The organism is Neisseria subflava (assembly GCF_003044645.1).
Taxonomy (GTDB): domain Bacteria; phylum Pseudomonadota; class Gammaproteobacteria; order Burkholderiales; family Neisseriaceae; genus Neisseria; species Neisseria subflava_B.
Genome location: NZ_POXL01000002.1, coordinates 65353 through 86566, shown reverse-complemented (window position 1 = coordinate 86566; position 21214 = coordinate 65353). Strand labels below are relative to the sequence as shown.

The following is a 21214-nucleotide window of genomic DNA, read 5'->3' as shown; positions in this document are numbered from 1 at the left end:
TCGTTATCACATCTGTTCAGACGGCCTTTTGAGATGACTGCTTAGTTCAATTTACCGTGGCACTGTTTGTATTTCAGGCCGCTGCCGCAAGGGCAAGGATCGTTGCGGTGAACAATCAGGCCGTTTTGTGCAAGCGCTTCAGGGCTGAAGTCTGTGCCGTCAGGATCGAACGCTTCGGTAACCAAATCGGTTTGCGATTGACCGAGCAATTCTTCCATATCAGGCGCATCGGAGTGGACGGTTTGAACATCGCTGACGCTTTGTGCGGCAGTGTGGTCGTATTCGCTGTTGCGCTCGATTTGAACGGCAGTCAGCAAAGCGGCAATGTTTTGTTTGATACCGCGCCACAGGTTTTCAAACATGGCGAAAGCTTCGCGTTTGTATTCCTGTTTCGGATTTTTCTGAGCATAGCTGCGCAGATGGATGCCTTGGCGCAAGTAGTCCATGGCGGCAAGGTGCTCGCGCCATTGATTGTCGATAACTTGCAGCATAACATTGCGTTCGAAGTCTGACATGGCCTGTTTGCCGACCAATTCAACTTTTTCGGCATACTCGTCTTCGATGCGCTTGATGAGGCGTTCTTTAATGTCTTGGTTGTCCAAAGTGCTGTCTTCTTTCAACCAGCCTTTGATATCGACATGCAGGCGGAAATCGGCGGCAAGTTGGTGCTCCAGTGCCGGAATGTCCCATTGCTCTTCCATGCTGTCAGGCGGGATGTGGTAGTCAACCAAGTCGCTGACAACGTCGGCGCGGATTTCGCGGGTCAAATCGCTGACGTCTTTAGTCGTCAGGATTTCGTTACGTTGATGGTAAATCACTTTACGTTGGTCATTGGCAACGTCATCGTATTCCAAAACCTGTTTACGCATATCGAAGTTGCGGCCTTCGACTTTACGTTGCGCGCCTTCGATTTGACGGGTCAGCAGGCCATGTTCGATGGCAACGCCGCGCTCAGGTGCCAAGCGGTTGAGGATGGCGGCGGCACGGTCGAGTGCAAAGAGGCGTAGCAATGGGTCTTCAAACGACAGATAGAAACGGCTGGAGCCGGGGTCGCCCTGACGGCCGGCACGACCGCGTAACTGGTTGTCGATACGGCGGCTTTCATGGCGTTCTGTACCGATAATATGCAAACCGCCTGCGGCCACAACTTGGTCGTGTTCAGCTTGCCAACCGCTTTCAAGGGCAGAAATTTGCGCTTGTTTTTGCTGTTCGCTCAGGGTTTCATCGGCATGGATGGCTTCGATTTGATGTTTGAGGTTGCCGCCCAAGACAATATCGGTACCGCGGCCGGCCATGTTGGTGGCAACGGTAATTGCGCCGACTTTACCGGCTTGGGCCACAATCAATGCCTCGCGCTCGTGTTCTTTTGCGTTCAGAACGTTATGCGGCAGACCTGCTTTGCGTAACAAGTCAGAAACCAGTTCGGAGTTTTCGATGCTGGTTGTACCGACCAAAACCGGTTGGCCGTTTTTATGGCATTCGGCGATATCTTTGACAACAGCTTCAAATTTTTCTTCGGCTGAGCGGAAGATTTGGTCGTTGAAGTCTTTACGTTGTACAGGACGGTTGGTCGGGATGATGACGGTTTCGAGGTTGTAAATGCTTTGGAACTCGAAGGCTTCGGTGTCGGCCGTACCGGTCATGCCAGACAGTTTGCTGTACAGGCGGAAGTAGTTTTGGAAAGTAATAGAGGCAAGCGTTTGGTTTTCGCGTTTGATTTCTACGCCTTCTTTGGCTTCAACGGCTTGGTGCAAGCCTTCGGACCAACGGCGGCCGGCCATCAGACGGCCTGTGAATTCGTCCACAATCACGATTTCACCGTCTTGAATGACGTAGTGTTGGTCTTTGTGGAACAGAGTGTGCGCACGTAATGCCGCCATGAGGTGGTGCATCAGGGAAATATTGGCGGCAGAGTAGAGCGAGTCGTTTTCCTGTAATAAGCCCATTTGTGTCAGGATTTGCTCGGCGTGTTCGTGACCGGCTTCGCTCAGAATAACTTGGTGTGCTTTTTCATCTACCCAGTAATCGCCTTCGCCTTCTTCGGTTTCTTGGCGGATAAGGTGGGCCGGAACGGCATCCATCACGCGGTAGAGCTGGATGTTGTCATCTGCCTGGCCGGAAATAATCAGCGGCGTACGCGCTTCGTCGATCAGAATGGAGTCCACTTCGTCGACAACGGCAAAGTTCAATTCGCGCTGAACTTTGTCGTATTGGTCGGTAACCATATTGTCGCGCAGGTAGTCGAAGCCGAATTCGTTGTTGGTACCGTAAGTAATGTCGGCGCCGTAAGCGGTTTGGCGTTCGAAAGGTTGCAAATCGGTTACGATCACGCCGACGCTCAAGCCTAAGAAATTGTACAACGGCTCCATAATGCCTGCGTCACGGGAGGCGAGGTAGTCGTTGACGGTAACGACGTGTACACCTTTTCCTGACAATGCATTCAGGTAAACGGCAAGGGTGGCTACCAGAGTTTTACCTTCACCGGTACGCATTTCGGCGATTTTGCCGTTGTGCAGGACCATACCGCCGATCAGCTGTACATCGAAGTGGCGCATGCCCAATACGCGGCGGGATGCCTCGCGGCAGACGGCAAAGGCTTCAACCAAAATATCATCTAGCGTTTGTCCGTCAGCGAGGCGTTGTTTGAATTCGGCGGTTTTGGCCTGTAAATCTGCGTCGCTCAACGCTTTCATCTGTTCTTCGAGTGCATTGATTTTAGCAACGGATTTACGATATTGTTTCAGCAGGCGGTCGTTGCGGCTGCCGAAGATTTTCTTAGCAATGTTTGTCAGCATGAATAATTCCTGCGCCTTGATATAATAGTGGGCGAAACTGGGATTTTAACACAAGCGCTTGTATAACGCGGTAATGCTGTTTGAAATAAAGGCGGTTTTGCTGTATTTCAATTGTAATTGTTTGGTTAATTTACTGAGAGGCCGTCTGAAATATATGGATTTAGCACAATTAGGCAAGCGCGATCATTTACTGGCGGGCTTGTTGCGACAATCGCAACAATGGCGGAAATTGGATGCAAAAGTCAAAACGGTTTTGCCGGTCAACCTGCATCCGCATTTTCAGACGGCCTGTATTGAAGACGGAAGACTGGTTTTGCTGGCCGCCAATAATATGGCTGCTTCGCGTTTGAAAATGATCCTGCCTGCCATGTTGCCCAAGTTGCAAGCATTGCATGCAGGCGTGAGGGAAGTGGTGGTCAGGGTAGTCCCCAAGCCACCTGCTCAACCGAAAACCAATAGTTTGCGATTGAGCGAGGCAGCTTTAGACAGTTTCGATGAAGCGGCGGCCAAATTGGAAGGCAAGCATCCCGAATTGGCAGCGGCATTGGCAGAATTGGTACGCAAGCACAGCCGCTAAAATCATGCCGAATGAGATTATGGTTAATAAATGTTAAAACTTATTTCATTTGACCGATAGCATCTAATACTAAAGAAATACGACCTAAACAGTAACTGTTTTCTTTTAGGTAAACTGATGTAAACTTGGCCTGAAATTTTGATTTCGTGTGAAGTTTGTAGCAAAATAACGCCTGAATTTCTTATCACTCTGCGTGAATAAGTTTAAGTTTGACATTTGCCTTTGTTAATATATTTGCGCGGGTTCTATTAATAGAACTTAACAAGACTCTCATCATTAGGAGATACATCAATGAAAGCTTATCTGGCTCTGATTTCCGCTGCCGTTATCGGCTTGGCTGCATGCTCTCAAGAAGCTGCAAAACCTGCTGAAGCACCTGCTGCTTCCGCTGCTTCTGAAGCTGCTCCTGCAGAAACTACTGCACCTGCCGATGCTGCTCCTGCCTCTGAAGCTGCTCCAGCCGATGCTGCCGCCGCTCCTGCTGCCGGCAACTGCGCAACTACTGTTGAAGCCAACGACGCTATGCAGTTCAACACTAAAGAAATCCAAGTAAGCAAAGCTTGTAAAGAATTCACCATCACTTTGAAACACACTGGTACCCAACCTAAAGAAAGCATGGGTCACAACATCGTCATCGGTAAAGCCGAAGACATGGACGGTATTTTCAAAGACGGTGCCGGTGCTGCTGCAACTGACTACGTTAAACCTGACGACGCACGCGTTGTTGCCCACACCAAACTGGTTGGCGGCGGCGAAGAAGCTTCCCTGACTCTGGATCCTGCTAAATTGGCCGGCGGCGAATACAAATTCGCTTGTACCTTCCCAGGTCACGGCGCTTTGATGAACGGTAAAGTTACTTTGGTTGACTAATCCGCCTCAAGCTCGAAAACAGACAGCCTGCCTTGTGCAGGCTGTTTTGTTATAATCTGGAAACATTAATTTAAGAATAAAACCTCAAAACCATGAATCCGTTTGAAACCAAAAGCGTTACTTTTGCCGAACCCATTGAAATGCTGTACGCCTGTCATGGCAAAGTGCGCCGTTTCTGCAGCCAGGTTGCCATGTTGTCGGACTATATTGCCGAAAACGGCTGCAATCAAATCGTTTTGCAAACCATCCGCCAGATTGCCCAATATTTTAATGTTGCTGCGCCGTTGCACCATGAAGACGAAGAAGAAAATTTCTTCCCGCTTCTATTGCAATATGCGCCGCAAGCTCAAGAAAGCGTTGACGAGCTTTTGCGCCAACATATCAGCCTGCACAACAACTGGGCGGCGGTATCTGCCGAATTCGCCAAACTCGAAGCAGACAACGCCTATGTCCCCGATGCAGAAACGTTCAAACGCTTTGTCGCAGGATATGATGTTCATTTGGCGATTGAAGAGCCGCTGTTTGATATGGGCAAAACCTTTATCCCCAAAGAAAAACTGACCGAAATCGGCGAAATTATGGCCGCACGCCGCCGCAAATAAGGCCGTCTGAAACAATCGTCTCAAGGAATACACTATGCTGACCCCAAAAAGTTGCGATTTATTCAATATCCCTTTTTTCCAGTTTTCCCAGCTTAAAAAATACCAGCCTGAAAGCATTCCGCAAATCAAGGCAGACTATAAAGAAAACTGGCAGGTATGGCAGCAGCTGGTCCAGCAGGTTGCTGCTGAATTGGGTGCACCGTTTGCGCCGCCGCATATCGAACGCTGGTGTAACGGCTGGCAGGTTCGCGCTCATTTCTTTGCGTATTTCAAATACGAACAATATAAAAATTCCGCAGCGATTTTATCGATTTTGCTCAACCGCCGCCGTTTGAGCGTCAGCTTGGACTGGCATTGCTATAAAGCCGATATTTCCCCTATTGCGCTGCCTGATTACAACCGCTGGCTGGATAATTTTGATACTGAAAAATACGCTTCCTTCGATATGTGGCATGGTGCGGAAAGCGAATATGACGATTATCGTACCGTCGCCCAACAAAGCGACGGCGATAGAAAGCTTCGAGACGACAAAGATTTCTTCTGTATCGGGAAACACATCGAACGCGATGATTTAGGCAAGCAGGATGTCGTGAAATGGATAGCGGAAACAGTGGAAGATTTACTGCCGCTGTATGAAGCTTGTCATGGAAAATAACTCAGAATACCGAAAGGGAAACTGCCCATTCAGTATCTTCAAATAAACTCAAGGCCGTCTGAAAATCATATTCAGAATGTTTCAGACGGCCTGTTTCTCAAAGTGAACAAATATGACCGAAACTCAATCCCTAGAGCTTGCCAAAGAGCTGATTTCCCGCCCGTCTATTACGCCGGATGACCAAAACTGCCAACAACTGCTGGCCGAACGCCTGCAAAAAATCGGTTTTGCCGTAGAAGAGCTTCATTTCGGCGACACCAAAAACATTTGGTTGCGCCGCGGTACGCAGGCTCCGGTGTTCTGCTTTGCCGGACATACCGACGTTGTGTCGACAGGCCCTGTTGAAAAATGGGATTCGCCTCCGTTTGAACCGACCGAGCGTGAAGGCCGTCTGTATGGTCGCGGCGCGGCGGACATGAAAACCAGCATTGCCTGCTTCGTTACCGCCTGTGAGCGTTTTGTTGCCGAAAATCCTAATCATCAAGGCAGTATCGCGCTCCTGATTACTTCGGACGAAGAGGGTGATGCGTTGGACGGTACGACCAAAGTTGTCGATGTGTTGAAAGCGCGCGGGGAGTTGATTGATTACTGTATCGTCGGTGAACCGACTGCCGTGGATAAATTAGGCGATATGTTGAAAAACGGCCGGCGCGGCTCGTTGTCGGGTAATCTGACCGTCAAAGGCAAGCAAGGCCATATTGCCTATCCGCATTTGGCAATCAATCCCGTCCACACTTTTGCCCCGGTCTTGCTGGAGTTGATACAGGAAGCCTGGGACGAGGGCAACGAATACTTTCCGCCGACCAGTTTCCAAATTTCCAATATCAACGGTGGTACAGGCGCGACCAACGTTATTCCTGGTGAGCTGAACGTCAAATTCAATTTCCGTTTCTCTACCGAGTCCACCGAAGATGGGCTGAAACAACGCGTTCACGCCATTTTGGACAAACACGGTGTGCAATACGATTTGCAGTGGTCTTGTTCAGGCCAACCTTTCCTAACCCACGCGGGCAAACTGACCGATGTGGCGCGCGAAGCCATTACCGAGATTTGTGGTGTTGAGGCCGAATTGTCCACCACCGGCGGCACTTCGGACGGACGCTTCATCAAGGCCATTGCCAAAGAACTCATCGAATTAGGCCCGTCCAACGCGACCATCCACCAAATCAACGAAAACGTACGTTTGGAAGATATTCCGAAGCTGTCGGCAGTGTATGAGGGTATGTTGACGCGATTGTTGGCTGAAAAGGCCGTCTGAAAACGACAGAAAGGGTATTGCCCCATCAAAACTGGCATATATTGTGGCAATGCTTTGACTGTCATTAATCGATTTCTTCACTAAAGGTTTCCTATGCAGAAATTTATCTCAGCCCTTGTTGTATTCGGATTGTCATTATCTTTGACAGGTTGTCTTGAATCCGAGCCAAAGCCTCAAGCAGTTTCAATCAATCAAGGAAAAATTTTAGAAAAAAATGTACTGGTGGGATTGTGGCATATTGACGAGTTACCCATGGATGCGCCCCAAAACGCATATTCTCTCAGTCGGGTAGAACCAGCCGGCTCTGACAATCACATTTATGGAAAGCACATTGAGTTTGATAAAGATGGCAGGTTTAGCAGCAGTTATTCAGCAGAATGCGGTAATGAATGTTTTCCGCATTCAGAAGGTCTTTATCGATTTGTAAGTGATGACGAAGTGATTCTGCAAGCGACCAAGGTTGAGAAAAGAGGCTATTGTGGAGAAAACGGAGAGTTTAAAAAGAGTGGCGAGTGGGTCTTGGGAAAATTTAAGATAGAAAAAGACAAAGAATTTGTTGTTTTAAAGAAAATTCTATAATTCCCATTTTGGGATTTTATAAAATTTTTGGGCGAGTTTCATTGATAGGGTAGGCGGAAACTTCCAGCCAACCTACATATAAGTTTTAAAGCCGCCGTACCGGATGGTGGAATTTATGATCCGTCGGGTAATAGTTTGGGGGTTTGTTGATTATCGGGAGTAAATGCAGATGATTACTCTGCCTTCTTTAAACGAGCTTCCATCAAAGTGGAATGAAATCCGAGAGCAGTTGGAAACTGACTTTCCCGCTACTCTCGAAGCCTTACTGCACGAGCGTCTTACCGAACACGAAGCCAAGCAGTTTGAGCAGGATTTTATTGACTGTATCGGTTGTGCGCCTGAAGAATATGTCCGTATCCGCCGAGCTATCCGACTGTTGGAAACGCGTTATCCTGATAGTCCGAACGAACTGACTGCGGCCGCGGTTGCCACGCCGTTGGGCGAGATGTTGGCGGTGTTCGGCAGCAAGGGTTTGTGTCTGCTGGAATTTGTCGGGCAAAAACATATGGAACAGGAAATCATGGCTGTCCAAAAAGCTTTGCGCGGGCAGTTTATTTTCCAAGAAAATGAGCAAACGCAACTTTTGCGCCAAGAATTGGATTTATACTTTCAAGGCCGTCTGAAAGTTTTTGCGACGCCTTTGGAAACGATAGGTACAGCCTTTCAGCAGCAGGTGTGGAATGCGCTGCTGACTATTCCTTACGGCGAAACGCGCAGCTACAAGGAGCAGGCGCAACAGTTGGGCAATCCTAAAGCCATTCGCGCCGTTGCCGCTGCAAACGGGCAGAACAAGGTGTCTATCTTGATTCCCTGCCACCGCGTTATCGGTAGCGACGGTAAGCTGACCGGCTACGCAGGCGGTTTGAACCGCAAACAATCGTTGCTTGCCTTGGAGAGAGGCGAGGTTCAGACGGCCTTGTTTTGAGTTTTGATAGAGGATAAGGGGCCATGCTTCGGGCAGGCTTCGCACGTTAAAAAAATTGAGCAGCAGAAGGTCGGTGGAAGCCCGACGAAATCTGCATGGAGAAAAATGTTGGGCAACGCCCACGCTAGAAAAAAGAGAAATAAGACATGAGCCTGAAAAACCGCCATTTTTTAAAACTTTTGGATTTCACGCCGGAAGAAATTACTGCCTATCTCGATCTTGCCGCCGAATTGAAAGCCGCTAAAAAAGCAGGGCGCGAGGTGCAGCGGATGAAGGGGAAAAACATTGCCCTGATTTTCGAGAAAACATCGACCCGCACCCGTTGCGCGTTTGAAGTGGCTGCGCGTGATCAAGGGGCAGGGGTAACTTATCTGGAGCCGTCTGCCAGCCAAATCGGGCATAAGGAAAGTATTAAGGATACGGCGCGGGTTTTGGGGCGGATGTTTGACGGTATCGAATATCGCGGTTTTGGACAGGATGTGGTGGAAGAGCTGGCCAAGTATGCAGGCGTGCCTGTGTTCAATGGTTTGACCAACGAGTTCCACCCGACCCAAATGCTTGCTGATGCGCTGACGATGCGCGAGCATAGCGATAAGCCTTTGAACCAAATTGCGTTTGCCTATGTCGGCGATGCGCGTTACAACATGGCTAATTCGTTGCTGGTGTTGGCTGCGAAACTGGGCATGGATGTGCGTATCGGTGCGCCGAAAAGTTTGTGGCCGTCTGAAAACATTATCGAGACGGTGCAGGCTGTTGCCAAAGAGACCGGCGGACGGATTCTGTTGACGGAGAATGTGCAGGAAGCCGTAAAAGGCGTGGATTTTATCCATACCGATGTGTGGGTCAGCATGGGCGAACCTAAAGAGGCTTGGCAGGAACGTATCGATTTGCTGAAAAATTACCGCGTTACCCCCGAGTTGCTGGCTGCGGCGGAAAATCCGCAAGTCAAGTTTATGCATTGCCTACCTGCTTTCCATAATCGCGAAACCAAAGTCGGCGAATGGATTTATGAGACATTCGGCCTGAATGGTGTGGAAGTAACGGAAGAAGTTTTTGAAAGCGAAGCCAGCATTGTGTTTGATCAGGCTGAAAACAGGATGTACACGATTAAAGCGGTGATGGTAGCGGCATTGGGCGATTGATTGTTACGCTCAACATTGCTTACTGCTTCATTTAATAGAGATTAAATAAAGGCCGTCTGAAAGAAAGACTTTCAGACGGCCTTGTTGTTTGATTGGGTTTATTGCCAAATCAGGACTTTGGGTTCGGGTGTTACTTGATAGCCTTCTTGACGCAATAGTTCGATTAGGCCTTTTTCGCTGGGTAAATGGGCAATGCCGACAGCAAAGAGGGTGCTTTGTTTGGACGATTGCTTGCGGATTTCAGGCAACCATGCCAAGTTGCGGCGGATCAGGAGGTCGTTTTTCAGCCAATCGGACATGGCTTTGGCGTATTTGGTATCAACAAGTTTGAGGGTGCGCTGTTCGGTTTCTTCCAAAAGTGGGATGAGTTCTTCAAAGCGGCCGTCTGAATAGGCTTGATGGAGTTTTTTGATATCTTCGGTTTCTTCTTTATTGGTTTTAATGCTGGCTTTCAGAAAGTTGAGCATGGTCTCTTCAGGCTGTGCTTTGAAGATCGCGGTAACATCGTCCAAGCTTTCTAATGAACCACGCGGTTTGTTGATATTGACTGCTGCGTTGGTCAGCAACATATCTGCACCGGTTTCTGAGCTATATCCTTGGGAAAATGCGCTGCCGGCAAAAACCAATGCTGCCCACGGATGGAGTTTGTCGGCAATTTGGGCAATGGGTCGGCTTTCTTCATTTTTTGAATAGATTTCTTGTAAAAGACGGAAATCTGTTTTGCCAAGCTTGCGGCTAAGCGGTTCGGTACTCATGACTTCTTTGAAGTATTTTTGATACATTCTTTTTGTTTCCGGACTGCTGTCCGGCAATGCGTCAACTTCTGTGGTCAGTTGGTCGGTGGATTGCAACAGTTTGACTGCATCGGAAGACAAGGTTTGATTGGTTCGTCCCATGTGAATGGTGCCGAGCAGATAGGAATCAGGTTGGCCTTCTTTGCTGATTTTCCAGACATTGCTGGTCAGTTTAGGCTGCTGCCAGTTAAGTTCGGCAGGTTTGCTTTCGGGTAAAGTTGCAGCGGGTTTGCAGGCGCCCAAGGCAAGGGCGGTAAATGGTATCAGCAGGCAGGCAAGCAGTTTTTTCATGTTTTTCCTTATTGTGGTGTGCGGTAGGCAAGGGCAAGTTAGAAATCGAGTAGGTTTTGAACCGGATGTTCGCCCGTTTCGGGTTTTTCCATTTTGCGATTGCGGATTTTGGCTTTCCTGAGGGATAGAAGGTGCATGACTTGATGCTTTTGGCTGTCGGTCATCTGGAGCCAGTACAAGCGCTCTTCCCGGCTGCGCAGGCAGCCTCTGCAATAACCTTTGGCATTGGCTTCACAGACACCTATACAGGGACTGGGGATGGGGAAAAAATCAGGTTGTTCCATATTTTAAAAGCGTTTGAGAAAAGAGACCGGACAAACCAAAATTGTAGACTGCACTCGTATTTGTCTAAACACGATCGGTGTATCCAGCAGGGTTCCTAATATCCAATTGAGTTGATCATTTCAATAAGTTTATATCTGCCACCCTAGGCATAAAAACCTAAGAGAAACCATAAATATATTGCAGATTATATCTTGTACTGCAATGGTATCGTATCGATTCCAAATGGGGGAGCAAAGTGTACAGTAAGGTCTCCAAGATCAATTACGATATGTTTGGCAGAATCATGTTTTAATACAAATCTAGAGTTCCTCTATATTTTGATTTTCAGACGACCTTATGCCCAGCTCCAACTATTTGCACTTTATGACTTAATCAGTTTACGCAAAGACTGATTGTTGTATTTGATATCGGCAATCAGCCGGTCATATTGGTGCATTCTACGGAGCGAGCGGGTAATCAGATAGACCGAGAAAATAATCAAGCTGATGTTCATCAGACTGACCAGTACGAGCAAAGGCCAAACATCAACGGCCTCGTACCATTTCGATGTCGCAATCAGCGCACTGAAAATAGACAAAGGGAGTGCGAAAACGGCAATACCTGTACGCATGATAGCAAGTGCCGTGCGTTTTTCAGCAAGGAGAAGCTGTACTTGATTGATGCTGAGGATATCGTTTTGCTGTTCGGTAACCATAGGATACGCGCCTATACAAATTAACTTTGAATTCTGATAAAGCGGAAAATATGGTTTTATGTTACCCGAAAGTATTGAAAATAAAAACAAAGGTCGTCTGAAAATTTTCAGACGACCTTTTCCATTTCTGTTTATACGGTTTGCGAGTATTTGGCTTTGGTTTCTTTATGGCGCAAATGGTAGTCGAACACCATGGCGATGTTGCGGATCAAGAAACGGCCCTTCGGCGTAACGGTCAGGCCGTGCGGTTTGATGCGGATCAGACCGAGGGTTTCCAGTTGCTTCATATCCTCCAGTTCGACCGCGAAATAACGGCTAAACGGAATGCCGAACACGCTTTCGTAAATCCGATAATCGAGTGAGAAACGGCACATCAAATCCTGAATGATGTTGCGGCGCAAAATGTCGTCTTGATTGAGCTGGTAGCCGCGCATAATCGGTAGATGTCCGGCATTGAGTGCGGCGTAATAGGCATCGATGTCGCGCTCGTTTTGGGAGTAGGTGCTGCCGATTTTGCCGATAGAGGATACGCCGATCGCCACCAAATCGCAGTCGGCATAGGTCGAGTAGCCTTGGAAGTTGCGTTGCAGGAAGCCTTCTTTGAGGGCGATGGAGAGTTCGTCGTCAGGTTTGGCAAAGTGATCCATACCGATGAAAACATAGCCACGCTCGGTCAGGGTTTGAACGCAATATTGCAGCATATCGAGTTTTTCTTCGCTGCCGGGGACGACATTGGTGTCGATACGGCGTTGCGGTTTGAAGATATGCGGCAGGTGGGCGTAGTGGTAGAGGGCAAGGCGGTCGGGATCGAGGGATAAGACTGTATCGATGGTGGTTTTGATGCTTTCGGTGTTTTGGTGCGGCAAGCCGTAAATCAAATCGACGCTGACCGATTTAAACCCGGCTTCATGCGCGGCATCAATCACTTCTTTGGTTTCTTCATAACTTTGAATGCGGTTGACGGCTTCCTGTACTTTAGGGTCAAAGTCTTGAATGCCGACACTCATGCGGTTGAAACCGAGTTTGCCCAGTTTGAGGACGGTTTCGCGGCTGACTTTGCGCGGGTCGATTTCGATGGAGTATTCGCCGTTTGGAATCAGCTGAAAGTATTTACGAATCATGTCGAAGACGCGTTCGAGTTGGTCATCGCTCAGGAATGTGGGCGTGCCGCCACCGAAGTGGAGCTGCGCGAGCTGGTATCTTCCTCCCAAATGCGGTGCCAGCAATTCCATTTCTTTTTCCAGATACTGGATATAGGCATCGGCACGGCTTTTGTCTTTGGTAATGATTTTGTTGCAGCCGCAGTAGTAGCAGATGGTATTGCAGAAAGGAATGTGAATATAGAGCGAAAGGGGTTTGTTGAGCGCGCCCATGTTGCGCAGGCTTAAAGCTTGGATATATTCGGCTTCTTTAAAGCTTTCATGGAAGCGGTCGGCAGTCGGATAGGAGGTATAACGAGGACCGCTTGATGGCAAACTGGCAATCAATTCACGGTCAAATTCCGGTAATTCATTGTTTGTGTTGGTGTTATTGGAGATGGGGATGATTTTCATGGTCGGGGCTTGTAGTATAAAGTGAGGAAATTAGGGAAAATTTTAGTCAAAATTTCGATAGTTTGGTAGAATGCCTCATAATGATATGCCGACTTTGACATGGGTCAATAGTTATTCGGCTTAATCAGGGGTTGAGAGAATTAAGCAAATTAAAGGTGCGTTATGGCTACACACAATGCAACACATCAAATGAAAACCTTGTGTTCCACATGTTCTTTACGCGAGCTGTGTTTGCCTGTCGGACTGATGCCTAACGAATTTTCACAATTAGACGCGGTTATTCGTCAAAGCCGCCGTCTGAAAAAAGGTGAATACCTGTTCCGTGCCGGCGAGCCGTTTACCTCTTTGTTTGCCATCCGTGCGGGCTTCTTTAAGACAACAGTCGCCAGCCAAGATGGACGAGATCAGGTAACCGGCTTTTTTATGTCGGGCGAGCTGATCGGTATGGATGGGATTTGTTCCCATATTCACAGCTGTGATGCTGTGGCTTTGGAAGACAGCGAGGTATGCGAGCTTCCGTTTACACATATTGAAGAACTTGGACAGGATATTCCCAGTCTTCGTTCTCACTTTTTCCGCTTAATGAGTCGCGAAATTGTTCGAGATCAGGGCGTTATGCTGCTTTTGGGCAATATGCGCGCTGAAGAGCGATTGGCAGCATTCTTGCTCAACCTGTCTCAGCGACTCTATTCACGAGGCTTCGCCGCCAATGATTTTATCTTGAGGATGTCACGTGAGGAAATCGGCAGCTATTTGGGGCTAAAGCTGGAAACAGTCAGCCGCACCTTGTCTAAATTCCATCATGAAGGCTTGATTTCGGTTGAACACAAGCATATCAAAATCTTAGATGCGACAACCTTGAAGAAAATGGTTTCCGGTTGTTCGCACGCTATCTGAATCTTAGGCCGTCTGAAATATTTCAGACGGCCTTTTTAACAAGAATTAAAGAATAATTGTTAAGTTACGCAAGTGATAGTCAGATATTAAATTGAAAAATCTTCCACAACCGGCGTGTACAGAATGCGGTCGACTACTTCTCTGGTCAGTTTCGGTGCAAACATCTGGATAAAGTCATACGCGTAACCGCGCAGGTAGGTATCCGAGCGTAAGGCTATCCAAGTGGGCGACGGTTCAAATAAGTGTGCCGCATCAATAAGCTGTAAATCTTGATCGACCGCGGGATCGTACGCCATTTTGGCCATCAAACCTACGCCTAAGCCTAAGCGTACATACGTTTTCAATACATCCGTATCGGCAGCCGATAAGGCAACATCAGGTTGCTCAATATGCGCTTTATTAAATGTACGTGCAATGCTGCTGCCGGAATTAAAAGCAAATTCGTAAGTAACCAGCGGAAAAGAAGCTAAATCTTCAAGGCTTAAAGGATTGCGGCAGTCCAAAAGAGGGTGGTCGTGCGGAACAATGACGGCATGGTTCCATTCATAGCAGGGCAGTTTGCCCAACTCAGGATGATCGTCAATGCGTTCAGTAATAATTGCTAAATCCGCTTCGCCGCTGCTGACCATTTGCGCAATGGCAGAAGGGCTGCCTTGTTTGATGGTCAAATTGACCTTGGGGTAGTTTTTCACAAATTCCGCAACGATTTTAGGTAATGCATAACGCGCTTGGGTATGCGTTGTCGCGATGGTCAGCGAGCCGCTGTCGTGATCGGTAAACTCGCTGCCGATATTTTTAATGTTTTGTACATCACGCAAAATTCGTTCCGAAATCTCTAACACGGCTTTGCCCGGTTGTGAAACGGAAACCACACGCTTGCCGCTGCGGATAAAAATTTGGATACCCAATTCTTCTTCAAGCAGGCGGATTTGTTTGGAAATGCCGGGCTGGGATGTAAAAAGCGCATCGGCAGCCTCGGAGACATTCAGATTGTGCCGGTAAACTTCAAGGGCGTAACGTAATTGTTGCAGTTTCATGGTAGCAGTACCGAATACGTTGTTATTGTGGATTTTGTGCGACAAACGGCATGTAATTTAACATATTTTGTCCAGTTTTGCCCCGAGTTTTGAAAATGGTTGTTTTTAATGAAAATATCTTTTAATGATATGAAAACAGGAAATTCAGGAAAGAAGAGGGAAAGGGGTTTTGTTGTTTTTGTACAACTTTAGGTAGGTGAATTGTCTGATTTTACCCTAAATTAATGACACAAGATTGATTTTTCGGCATGATTAACTACTAGGAAGCAGGCACTTCATGATTGTTTGAAGGCATCGAGTATTGACAGTTTGCCTTGCGCTTCTTTATAGTGCAACCTGATATATCCGATTTGCCGCTGTTTTGATACTGCGGCCTGTATATTGGTACTTTGCAGCGGTTGCTTTCCTAGTCCGCCGCATAACAATTTGATGAGGGAATAAAATGACCAAACAGCTGAAATTAAGCGCATTGTTCGTTGCCTTGGTTGCCTCTGGCACCGCAATGGCCAGCGAAGCGCATACCAAACACGGTTACACCGTAAGCAGCCAATCTCAAGAAATCGTCCGTAACAACTACGGCGAATGCTGGAAAAACAGCTACTTCGACAAAGCTACCCAAGGCCGTGTTGAATGTGGTGACCGCGAAGCAGTTGCTCCTGTACAACAAGCTCCTGAGTATGTTGATGAAACTGTTTCCCTGTCTACTAAAACTCTGTTCGGCTTCGACAAAGACAACCTACGTCCTGAAGCTCAAGAAAACCTGAACTCTTTGGCTCAACGTCTGAGCAATGAAAGCGTACAAACTGTACGTGTTGAAGGTCACACTGACTTCATGGGTTCTGAGCAATACAACCAAGCTCTGTCTGAGCGTCGTGCTAACGTGGTTGCTAACTACTTGGTAGGTCGTGGCGTTGCTTCTAGCAAAATCTCTGCAGTAGGTCTGGGCGAATCTCAAGCTCGCATGACTGCTACTTGTGAAGCTGAAGTTGCTAAACTGGGCAAAAAAGTTTCTAAAGCTAAGAAACGTGCTGCTCTTATCGCTTGTATCGAACCTGACCGTCGCGTTGATGTTAAAATCCGCAGCGTTGTTACTCGTCAAGTTGCTCCAGGTCAAACTATCGAAGGTCAAGGCGAATTGCCTGCTACTGATGAAGGTTGGATCCCAGCTCCTTACAATGGCGTTCACGGTTACGCTAAACCTTAATCGGTTTTTGAAAAATGCCCTGCATATTGCAGGGCATTTTTTTATGGTTTATATTTGAAGAGTCGGGGAATTCATGATTCAAAATAAAAGGCCGTCTGAAAGACTTATTTTCAGACGGCCTTTTATTAAGACAGATTAGTTTGACTTGGGCCATTTCCATACGCAAACAGCGGCGAGTATTGTACAAATCAAAAAGATGATACTGGATAAGCCGTGCCAAACGCCGAATGTTCCACCTACTAGGGACAGCAGCCAGTTATCCAGCCCGTACTTGTGTGCCTCGATAACCGGCGTAACCAAAAGATGATTACAGGCTAAGAGTAGCCAAAGTACCAAAACCCACCAAGAGAGGGAGACAAGTTGCCGTCTGAAAAAGGCATAGGCTGCGCCAAAAATGGCTAAGCCGCATATTGCTGTGATGGCAAATAAAATGCCGGCGATTTCTCCTGCCAGCATTTTGGGCAGGATGCGGAACAGGATAGGGGCAGTAACATAGCCTGCTGTCAGCTGCATACCAAGCCACATGGCGGCAGCGGTTTGGATAATTTTGTATAGTAGATTCATTATGCTTCTCCTGGGAAGATTTCGTTTTCTTTGATTATGGTGTTTTTAGGTATAACAAAAGGCCGTCTGAAAATGTTTTCAGACGGCCTTGAACTTATTTAGATATATTGTACGGCAATAATGTCATATTCACGCACGCCACCGGGTGCCTGAACTTCTGCAACGTCGCCTTCTTCTTTGCCGATCAGGGCTCGGGCAATGGGGGAGCCAACGTAGATTTTGCGTTCTTTGATGTCTGCTTCATCTTCACCGACGATTTGGTAGGTAACTTGTTCTTCGGTTTCCAAATCTTCCAGTGTCACAGTTGTGCCGAACACGATTTTGCCTTCTGCATGGATTTCGGCAGGGTTGATGATGTGCGCCATAGAGAGTTTGTGTTCCAACTCGGCGATGCGGCCTTCGATAAAGCCTTGACGCTCTTTGGCGGCTTCGTATTCTGCGTTTTCAGACAAGTCGCCGTGCGAACGTGCTTCGGCGATGGCTTCAATGACTTCTGGACGTGCTACGCTTTTGAGGTGTTGAAGCTCTTGTTTCAACAATTCTGCACCACGGACGGTCAAAGGGATTTTTTGCATTGGGTTCTCCATGAAAACATGATGATGCTTTTAAAATTTTATCCGGCCACGCGCGGTAGCCGGATTGGAAATAAAAATACAAGCCGCCAAAGCTTGGCGGCTTGATGAATAAATAAGTAATGCCTGTATTCTACCAAATTCTGCCGAAACCGCAATGATTAAAACGGATTTTCAGTAAAGTGTTGTTTTCTGTCTATTTTGTTTTTTCAGACGGCCTGAAAACTAAATATTGAAGTATTTCAAAGCTGCATGGGAAAAACGGTTTCTTAAATGAATGTTTTTGATTAAAATGTCCGATGCTAATTCGTAATAATTAGTCTGCTTTAACTATATGAAGAGAATATATGGAAACAAAACCAACTCCCCAAAATGAACAACAGGCTAACCGCCGTTATTTGACTGTTTGGCGATGGCATTTTTATGTCGGACTTTTGGTTGCGCCGTTTTTAACCTTGCTGGCTGTTACAGGGTTGGGAATGCTGCTATTTGCCAATAGCACCGGTAAAGAAGGCGAACGCATACATGTTACGCTGCAGGCAGTGGTTCAGCCTTTGTCGGCTCAGGCAGAAGCTGCCAGACAGTTTGTGAATCCGGAAACTGCCTCTGTGGTGCAATATATTGCTCCGCGCGCAGATGATATGGTTGCCGTATTCCGCGTAAACAATGACGATAAAGCCACTATGGTTGCTGTTGATCCCTATACAGCAAAAGTCGTGAACACGATGCCGCGCGGTCAAGGCTGGTATCACACGATGGATGAAATCCACGGCGATATTATGATGGGGGCGACAGGTGACTACCTGTTGGAAACCGCTGCATCGCTAACCATCATCATGATTGTGACCGGTATTTATTTGTGGTGGGCGAAACAGCGCAGCCTGAAATCCATGCTTGTGCCGAAAGCAGGCAAAGGACGTACATGGTGGCGTAGCATGCACGGCGCATTCGGCTCTTGGGTTTCTTTGATTTTATTGCTGTTCTGTCTGTCAGGTATTGCTTGGGCAGGTATTTGGGGTGGTAAAGTGGTTCAGGCGTGGAGCCAATTTCCTGCGGGTAAATGGGGCATGGAGCCTAATCCGGTATCTTCCGTACCAACCCATGGTGATGTGCTGAACGACGGTAAATCCAAAGAAGTGCCGTGGATTTTGGAGCTGACGCCTATGCCGGTTTCTGGTACGACAATGGGCGAAAATGGTATTAATCCAAGCGAACCGATGACGTTGGAGACGGTTGACCGCTTTGCACGCGAAATTGGCTTTAAAGGTCGCTATCAGCTTAATTTGCCTAAGGGTGAAACCGGTGTATGGACGCTGTCGCAAGACTCAATGAGCTACGATATGATTAGTCCGACTGCGGATCGTACGGTACACATTGATCAATACAGTGGCAAAATCCTGGCTGATATTCATTTCGATGATTACAACTGGTTTGGTAAATTCATGGCGGCAAGCATTGCTTTGCATATGGGTACACTGGGCTGGTGGAGCGTATTGGCAAATGTCTTGTTCTGTCTAGCAATTATTTTTATCTGTGTCAGCGGCTGTGTAATGTGGTGGAAACGCCGTCCTTCGGAAGCACGTGGTTTGGTTCCTCCTGCACAGAAAATCAAATTGCCGGTATGGTGGGCAATGGCTGCGCCACTTCTGATTTTGGCCGTGATTTTCCCAACAGCCATTGCCGCAATTGCTGTTATTTGGATTTTGGATACATTGTTGTTGTCGCGTATCCCGGCATTGGCAAGATGGTTTAAATAACCGTCCGATGTGATTAAAGGCCGTCTGAATCTTTTGTTTCAGACGGCCTTTTGTATAAAGGTTAAAAGAGGTAGGGAAGTTACGATTCTGTTTAAGTTTGTACGTGAGATGTGTATTGTAATTAGCTTGCAGGATTGTGTAAGAAAGACAAGGAGTTTTTGTATAAAAACAAAAAACCCACTTCATTGAAGTGGGTTTTTGATGAAGGCTATTAACCTTTGCGAGCAGGCAATTTTTCTTTAATGCGAGCTGCTTTACCGGTCAGGCCACGCAAGTAGTACAGTTTGGCGCGACGTACGTCACCACGGCGTTTAACTTCAATTTTTTCTACGGTAGGAGAGTACAGTTGGAAAGTACGTTCTACACCTTCGCCGCTAGAGATTTTGCGAACGATGAAGTTGCTGTTCAGGCCACGGTTGCGGCGAGCGATAACAACACCTTCGTATGCTTGCAGACGGCTGCGAGAACCCTCAACCACGCGTACAGATACGACAACGGTGTCGCCTGGAGCGAATTCAGGGATTTCTTTGTTCAAGCGAGCGATTTCTTCTTGCTCTAATTGTTGAATCAAGTTCATTTGTTTTTCCTAAGTTATGATTGGATTTCCTGTTGCTCTTGCAAGATTTCTTTTAAGAGGCGGGATTCCTTTGGGATTAAACTGCGCTTTTCCAATAAATCAGGTCGGCGCTCTAAAGTGCGTTGCAGCGATTGTTTCAATCGCCACTCGGCAATCAAGCCATGATTTCCTGAGCGTAAGACATCAGGAACCATCATGCCTTGGAATTCTACGGGTTTGGTGTAATGAGGACAGTCTAAAAGGCCGTTTGAAAATGAGTCTTGTTCGGCTGACTGTATATCGCCTAATACGCCCGGAACCAATCTTAAGACGGCATCCATCAACATCATGGCGGGTAATTCGCCACCCGAGACGACAAAGTCGCCAATGCTGATTTCTTCGTCTATACTGCTTTGCAGCAGTCTTTCATCTATGCCTTCATAGCGTCCGCATAGAAGAATAAGATGGGGCAGTTTGGCAAGTTCTGCGGCCTTTTTATGCGTAAGCGGCTGACCTTGCGGACTGAGATAAATTACTTTGGCAGGTTTTTGCGAGTTTGCTTTGGCTTCTTCAATTGCTGCTTGAAGCGGCGGCGCCATCATAATCATTCCCGGACCACCTCCGAAGGGGCGATCATCAATATAGCCAAGTTTGTTGTCGGCAAATTTTCGGGGATTGATGGTTTGAAACTGCCAAAGATTTTGTTTTCTTGCTCTGCCTGTAACGCCATATTCGACAATGCTGTCGAACATCTCCGGGAAAATGGTGATGGCTTGAATCAGCATCAGTAGTCCAAACCCCAGTCGGCGATAATGGTTTTGCTGTCGGTATCGACAGATTCGATATAGTTGGAGACAAAGGGAATCAGGATTTGTCCGTGTTCGCCTTTAATCATCAAAACATCATTTGCACCAGTTTCCATCAGGTTGCTGACTTTGCCAAGAACGATGTTTTCTTTGTTGATGACGGTCATCCCGACTAAATCTGCCCAGTAGTATTCGTCTTCCTCAGTAGGGGCGAATGACTCTCTGGGAATTTCGATGGTATAGCCGCGCAAGGCAAATGCTTGATCGCGATCGTCTATGCCTTCAAATTTGACCTGAAGTTCGCCATTGACAATTTTACCTGCCTCAAGCACAACATTCAGGGTTTTGCCATCCTTGCACAACTGCCACTCGGGGTAGTCCAGCAGGCTGTCGGTATATTCGGTATTGGCGGCAATTTTAAGCCAGCCTTTAATGCCGAATACGCCTTTGATGTAGCCCATGGCTACCCGTTTTTGAGTGTCTGTCATGGTCGTTTTAGCTGATTAAGCAGCGATTTTTTGCTCTTTAATCAGTTTGGCAACTGCGTCGCTAACTTTCGCGCCTTGAGCAACCCAGTGGTTGATGCGGTCTGCGTCAAAACGTACGCGTTCTTGTTTTTCGTTGGCAACGGGGTTGTAGAAACCTACGCGCTCGATGAAGCGGCCGTCACGACGGTTGCGAGAGTCAGTTACGACTACGTTGAAGAAAGGGCGGTGTTTTGAGCCGCCGCGAGCCAAACGGATAACTACCATTTTGAGTCCTTTTGAAAAATGCGGATATATAGAAACCGCTAATTTTAGG

23 protein-coding genes are annotated in these 21214 nt (G+C 47.4%); 11 read left to right on the top strand and 12 right to left on the bottom strand.

Features of this window, described 5'->3' with window-relative positions:
* Positions 1 to 41 precede the first annotated feature (41 nt).
* The gene (gene secA, locus DBY97_RS02290) at positions 42 to 2795 is read right to left on the bottom strand and encodes a preprotein translocase subunit SecA (RefSeq protein ID WP_107857289.1); all 2754 of its coding nucleotides are present in this window, start codon (positions 2793 to 2795) and stop codon (positions 42 to 44) included.
* 154 nt (positions 2796 to 2949) lie between these two features.
* Here secA and DBY97_RS02285 point away from each other — a divergent pair, with 154 nt between their 5' ends.
* The 8 genes from DBY97_RS02285 (at position 2950) to argF (ending at position 9403) form a co-directional block, all read left to right on the top strand.
* Positions 2950 to 3372, top strand: coding sequence for a DciA family protein (locus tag DBY97_RS02285; RefSeq protein ID WP_199900726.1), 423 nt, complete (start codon positions 2950 to 2952; stop codon positions 3370 to 3372).
* 291 nt (positions 3373 to 3663) lie between these two features.
* A complete protein-coding gene (gene azu / locus DBY97_RS02280) occupies positions 3664 to 4242 on the top strand; it encodes an azurin (protein WP_003748712.1) in 579 nt (192 codons plus the stop codon).
* A gap of 92 nt (positions 4243 to 4334) precedes the next feature.
* A complete protein-coding gene (locus tag DBY97_RS02275; protein ID WP_036493113.1) occupies positions 4335 to 4844 on the top strand; it encodes a hemerythrin domain-containing protein in 510 nt (169 codons plus the stop codon).
* 34 nt (positions 4845 to 4878) lie between these two features.
* Positions 4879 to 5499: an HI_0552 family protein gene (locus DBY97_RS02270; protein WP_107857287.1), complete on the top strand. Its 621-nt coding sequence runs from the start codon at positions 4879 to 4881 to the stop codon at positions 5497 to 5499.
* Positions 5500 to 5611: 112 nt separating this feature from the next.
* Positions 5612 to 6757, top strand: a complete 1146-nt coding sequence (dapE, locus tag DBY97_RS02265) for a succinyl-diaminopimelate desuccinylase (protein WP_107857286.1) — start codon at positions 5612 to 5614, stop codon at positions 6755 to 6757.
* A gap of 93 nt (positions 6758 to 6850) precedes the next feature.
* The gene (locus tag DBY97_RS02260) at positions 6851 to 7336 is read left to right on the top strand and encodes a hypothetical protein (protein ID WP_107857285.1); all 486 of its coding nucleotides are present in this window, start codon (positions 6851 to 6853) and stop codon (positions 7334 to 7336) included.
* Between the two features lie 169 nt (positions 7337 to 7505).
* Positions 7506 to 8261, top strand: a complete 756-nt coding sequence (locus DBY97_RS02255) for a methylated-DNA--[protein]-cysteine S-methyltransferase (protein ID WP_107857462.1) — start codon at positions 7506 to 7508, stop codon at positions 8259 to 8261.
* Between the two features lie 146 nt (positions 8262 to 8407).
* A complete protein-coding gene (argF, locus tag DBY97_RS02250; RefSeq protein WP_107857284.1) occupies positions 8408 to 9403 on the top strand; it encodes an ornithine carbamoyltransferase in 996 nt (331 codons plus the stop codon).
* A gap of 98 nt (positions 9404 to 9501) precedes the next feature.
* On the opposite strand, the gene DBY97_RS02245 is transcribed toward argF, so the two are convergent.
* The 4 genes from DBY97_RS02245 to hemN all read right to left on the bottom strand — a co-directional run bounded on the left by DBY97_RS02245 (position 9502) and on the right by hemN (position 13020).
* On the bottom strand, positions 9502 to 10488 hold the full coding sequence (locus DBY97_RS02245; protein WP_107857283.1) for a TraB/GumN family protein: 987 nt from the start codon (positions 10486 to 10488) through the stop codon (positions 9502 to 9504).
* 38 nt (positions 10489 to 10526) lie between these two features.
* Positions 10527 to 10772 carry a DUF1289 domain-containing protein gene (locus DBY97_RS02240; protein ID WP_107857282.1) on the bottom strand — a complete coding sequence of 82 codons (246 nt, stop codon included), beginning with the start codon at positions 10770 to 10772 and terminating at the stop codon, positions 10527 to 10529.
* 362 nt (positions 10773 to 11134) lie between these two features.
* On the bottom strand, positions 11135 to 11467 hold the full coding sequence (locus tag DBY97_RS02235) for a hypothetical protein (RefSeq protein ID WP_049331146.1): 333 nt from the start codon (positions 11465 to 11467) through the stop codon (positions 11135 to 11137).
* Positions 11468 to 11598: 131 nt separating this feature from the next.
* On the bottom strand, positions 11599 to 13020 hold the full coding sequence (gene hemN, locus DBY97_RS02230; RefSeq protein WP_107857281.1) for an oxygen-independent coproporphyrinogen III oxidase: 1422 nt from the start codon (positions 13018 to 13020) through the stop codon (positions 11599 to 11601).
* A 162-nt stretch (positions 13021 to 13182) separates the two neighbouring features.
* Between hemN and fnr the strand changes: the two genes are divergently transcribed.
* A complete protein-coding gene (gene fnr / locus DBY97_RS02225; RefSeq protein WP_039862092.1) occupies positions 13183 to 13917 on the top strand; it encodes a fumarate/nitrate reduction transcriptional regulator Fnr in 735 nt (244 codons plus the stop codon).
* Between the two features lie 86 nt (positions 13918 to 14003).
* On the opposite strand, the gene DBY97_RS02220 is transcribed toward fnr, so the two are convergent.
* Positions 14004 to 14954: a CysB family HTH-type transcriptional regulator gene (locus DBY97_RS02220; RefSeq protein WP_070607370.1), complete on the bottom strand. Its 951-nt coding sequence runs from the start codon at positions 14952 to 14954 to the stop codon at positions 14004 to 14006.
* 442 nt (positions 14955 to 15396) lie between these two features.
* Between DBY97_RS02220 and DBY97_RS02210 the strand changes: the two genes are divergently transcribed.
* The gene (locus DBY97_RS02210; protein ID WP_107857280.1) at positions 15397 to 16158 is read left to right on the top strand and encodes an OmpA family protein; all 762 of its coding nucleotides are present in this window, start codon (positions 15397 to 15399) and stop codon (positions 16156 to 16158) included.
* A gap of 135 nt (positions 16159 to 16293) precedes the next feature.
* Here DBY97_RS02210 and DBY97_RS02205 read toward each other — a convergent pair whose 3' ends face one another.
* A complete protein-coding gene (locus tag DBY97_RS02205) occupies positions 16294 to 16722 on the bottom strand; it encodes a DUF4149 domain-containing protein (protein ID WP_107857279.1) in 429 nt (142 codons plus the stop codon).
* 98 nt (positions 16723 to 16820) lie between these two features.
* Positions 16821 to 17297: a transcription elongation factor GreA gene (greA, locus tag DBY97_RS02200; RefSeq protein ID WP_003684304.1), complete on the bottom strand. Its 477-nt coding sequence runs from the start codon at positions 17295 to 17297 to the stop codon at positions 16821 to 16823.
* Positions 17298 to 17641: 344 nt separating this feature from the next.
* Here greA and DBY97_RS02195 point away from each other — a divergent pair, with 344 nt between their 5' ends.
* Positions 17642 to 19051, top strand: coding sequence for a PepSY-associated TM helix domain-containing protein (locus tag DBY97_RS02195; RefSeq protein WP_107857278.1), 1410 nt, complete (start codon positions 17642 to 17644; stop codon positions 19049 to 19051).
* Positions 19052 to 19262: 211 nt separating this feature from the next.
* On the opposite strand, the gene rplS is transcribed toward DBY97_RS02195, so the two are convergent.
* From rplS to rpsP, 4 genes are read right to left on the bottom strand one after another with little or no spacing between them, the layout of a single operon-like run.
* On the bottom strand, positions 19263 to 19628 hold the full coding sequence (rplS, locus tag DBY97_RS02190; protein ID WP_003679470.1) for a 50S ribosomal protein L19: 366 nt from the start codon (positions 19626 to 19628) through the stop codon (positions 19263 to 19265).
* A gap of 14 nt (positions 19629 to 19642) precedes the next feature.
* The gene (gene trmD, locus DBY97_RS02185; protein WP_107857277.1) at positions 19643 to 20392 is read right to left on the bottom strand and encodes a tRNA (guanosine(37)-N1)-methyltransferase TrmD; all 750 of its coding nucleotides are present in this window, start codon (positions 20390 to 20392) and stop codon (positions 19643 to 19645) included.
* Entirely contained in the window at positions 20392 to 20901 is a 510-nt protein-coding gene (gene rimM, locus DBY97_RS02180; RefSeq protein ID WP_049329569.1) for a ribosome maturation factor RimM, read from the bottom strand. The genes trmD and rimM overlap by 1 nt, the downstream gene beginning before the upstream one ends.
* Positions 20902 to 20916: 15 nt before the next feature.
* Positions 20917 to 21165 carry a 30S ribosomal protein S16 gene (gene rpsP / locus DBY97_RS02175; RefSeq protein WP_003684452.1) on the bottom strand — a complete coding sequence of 83 codons (249 nt, stop codon included), beginning with the start codon at positions 21163 to 21165 and terminating at the stop codon, positions 20917 to 20919.
* Between the last annotated feature and the right edge of the window lie 49 nt (positions 21166 to 21214).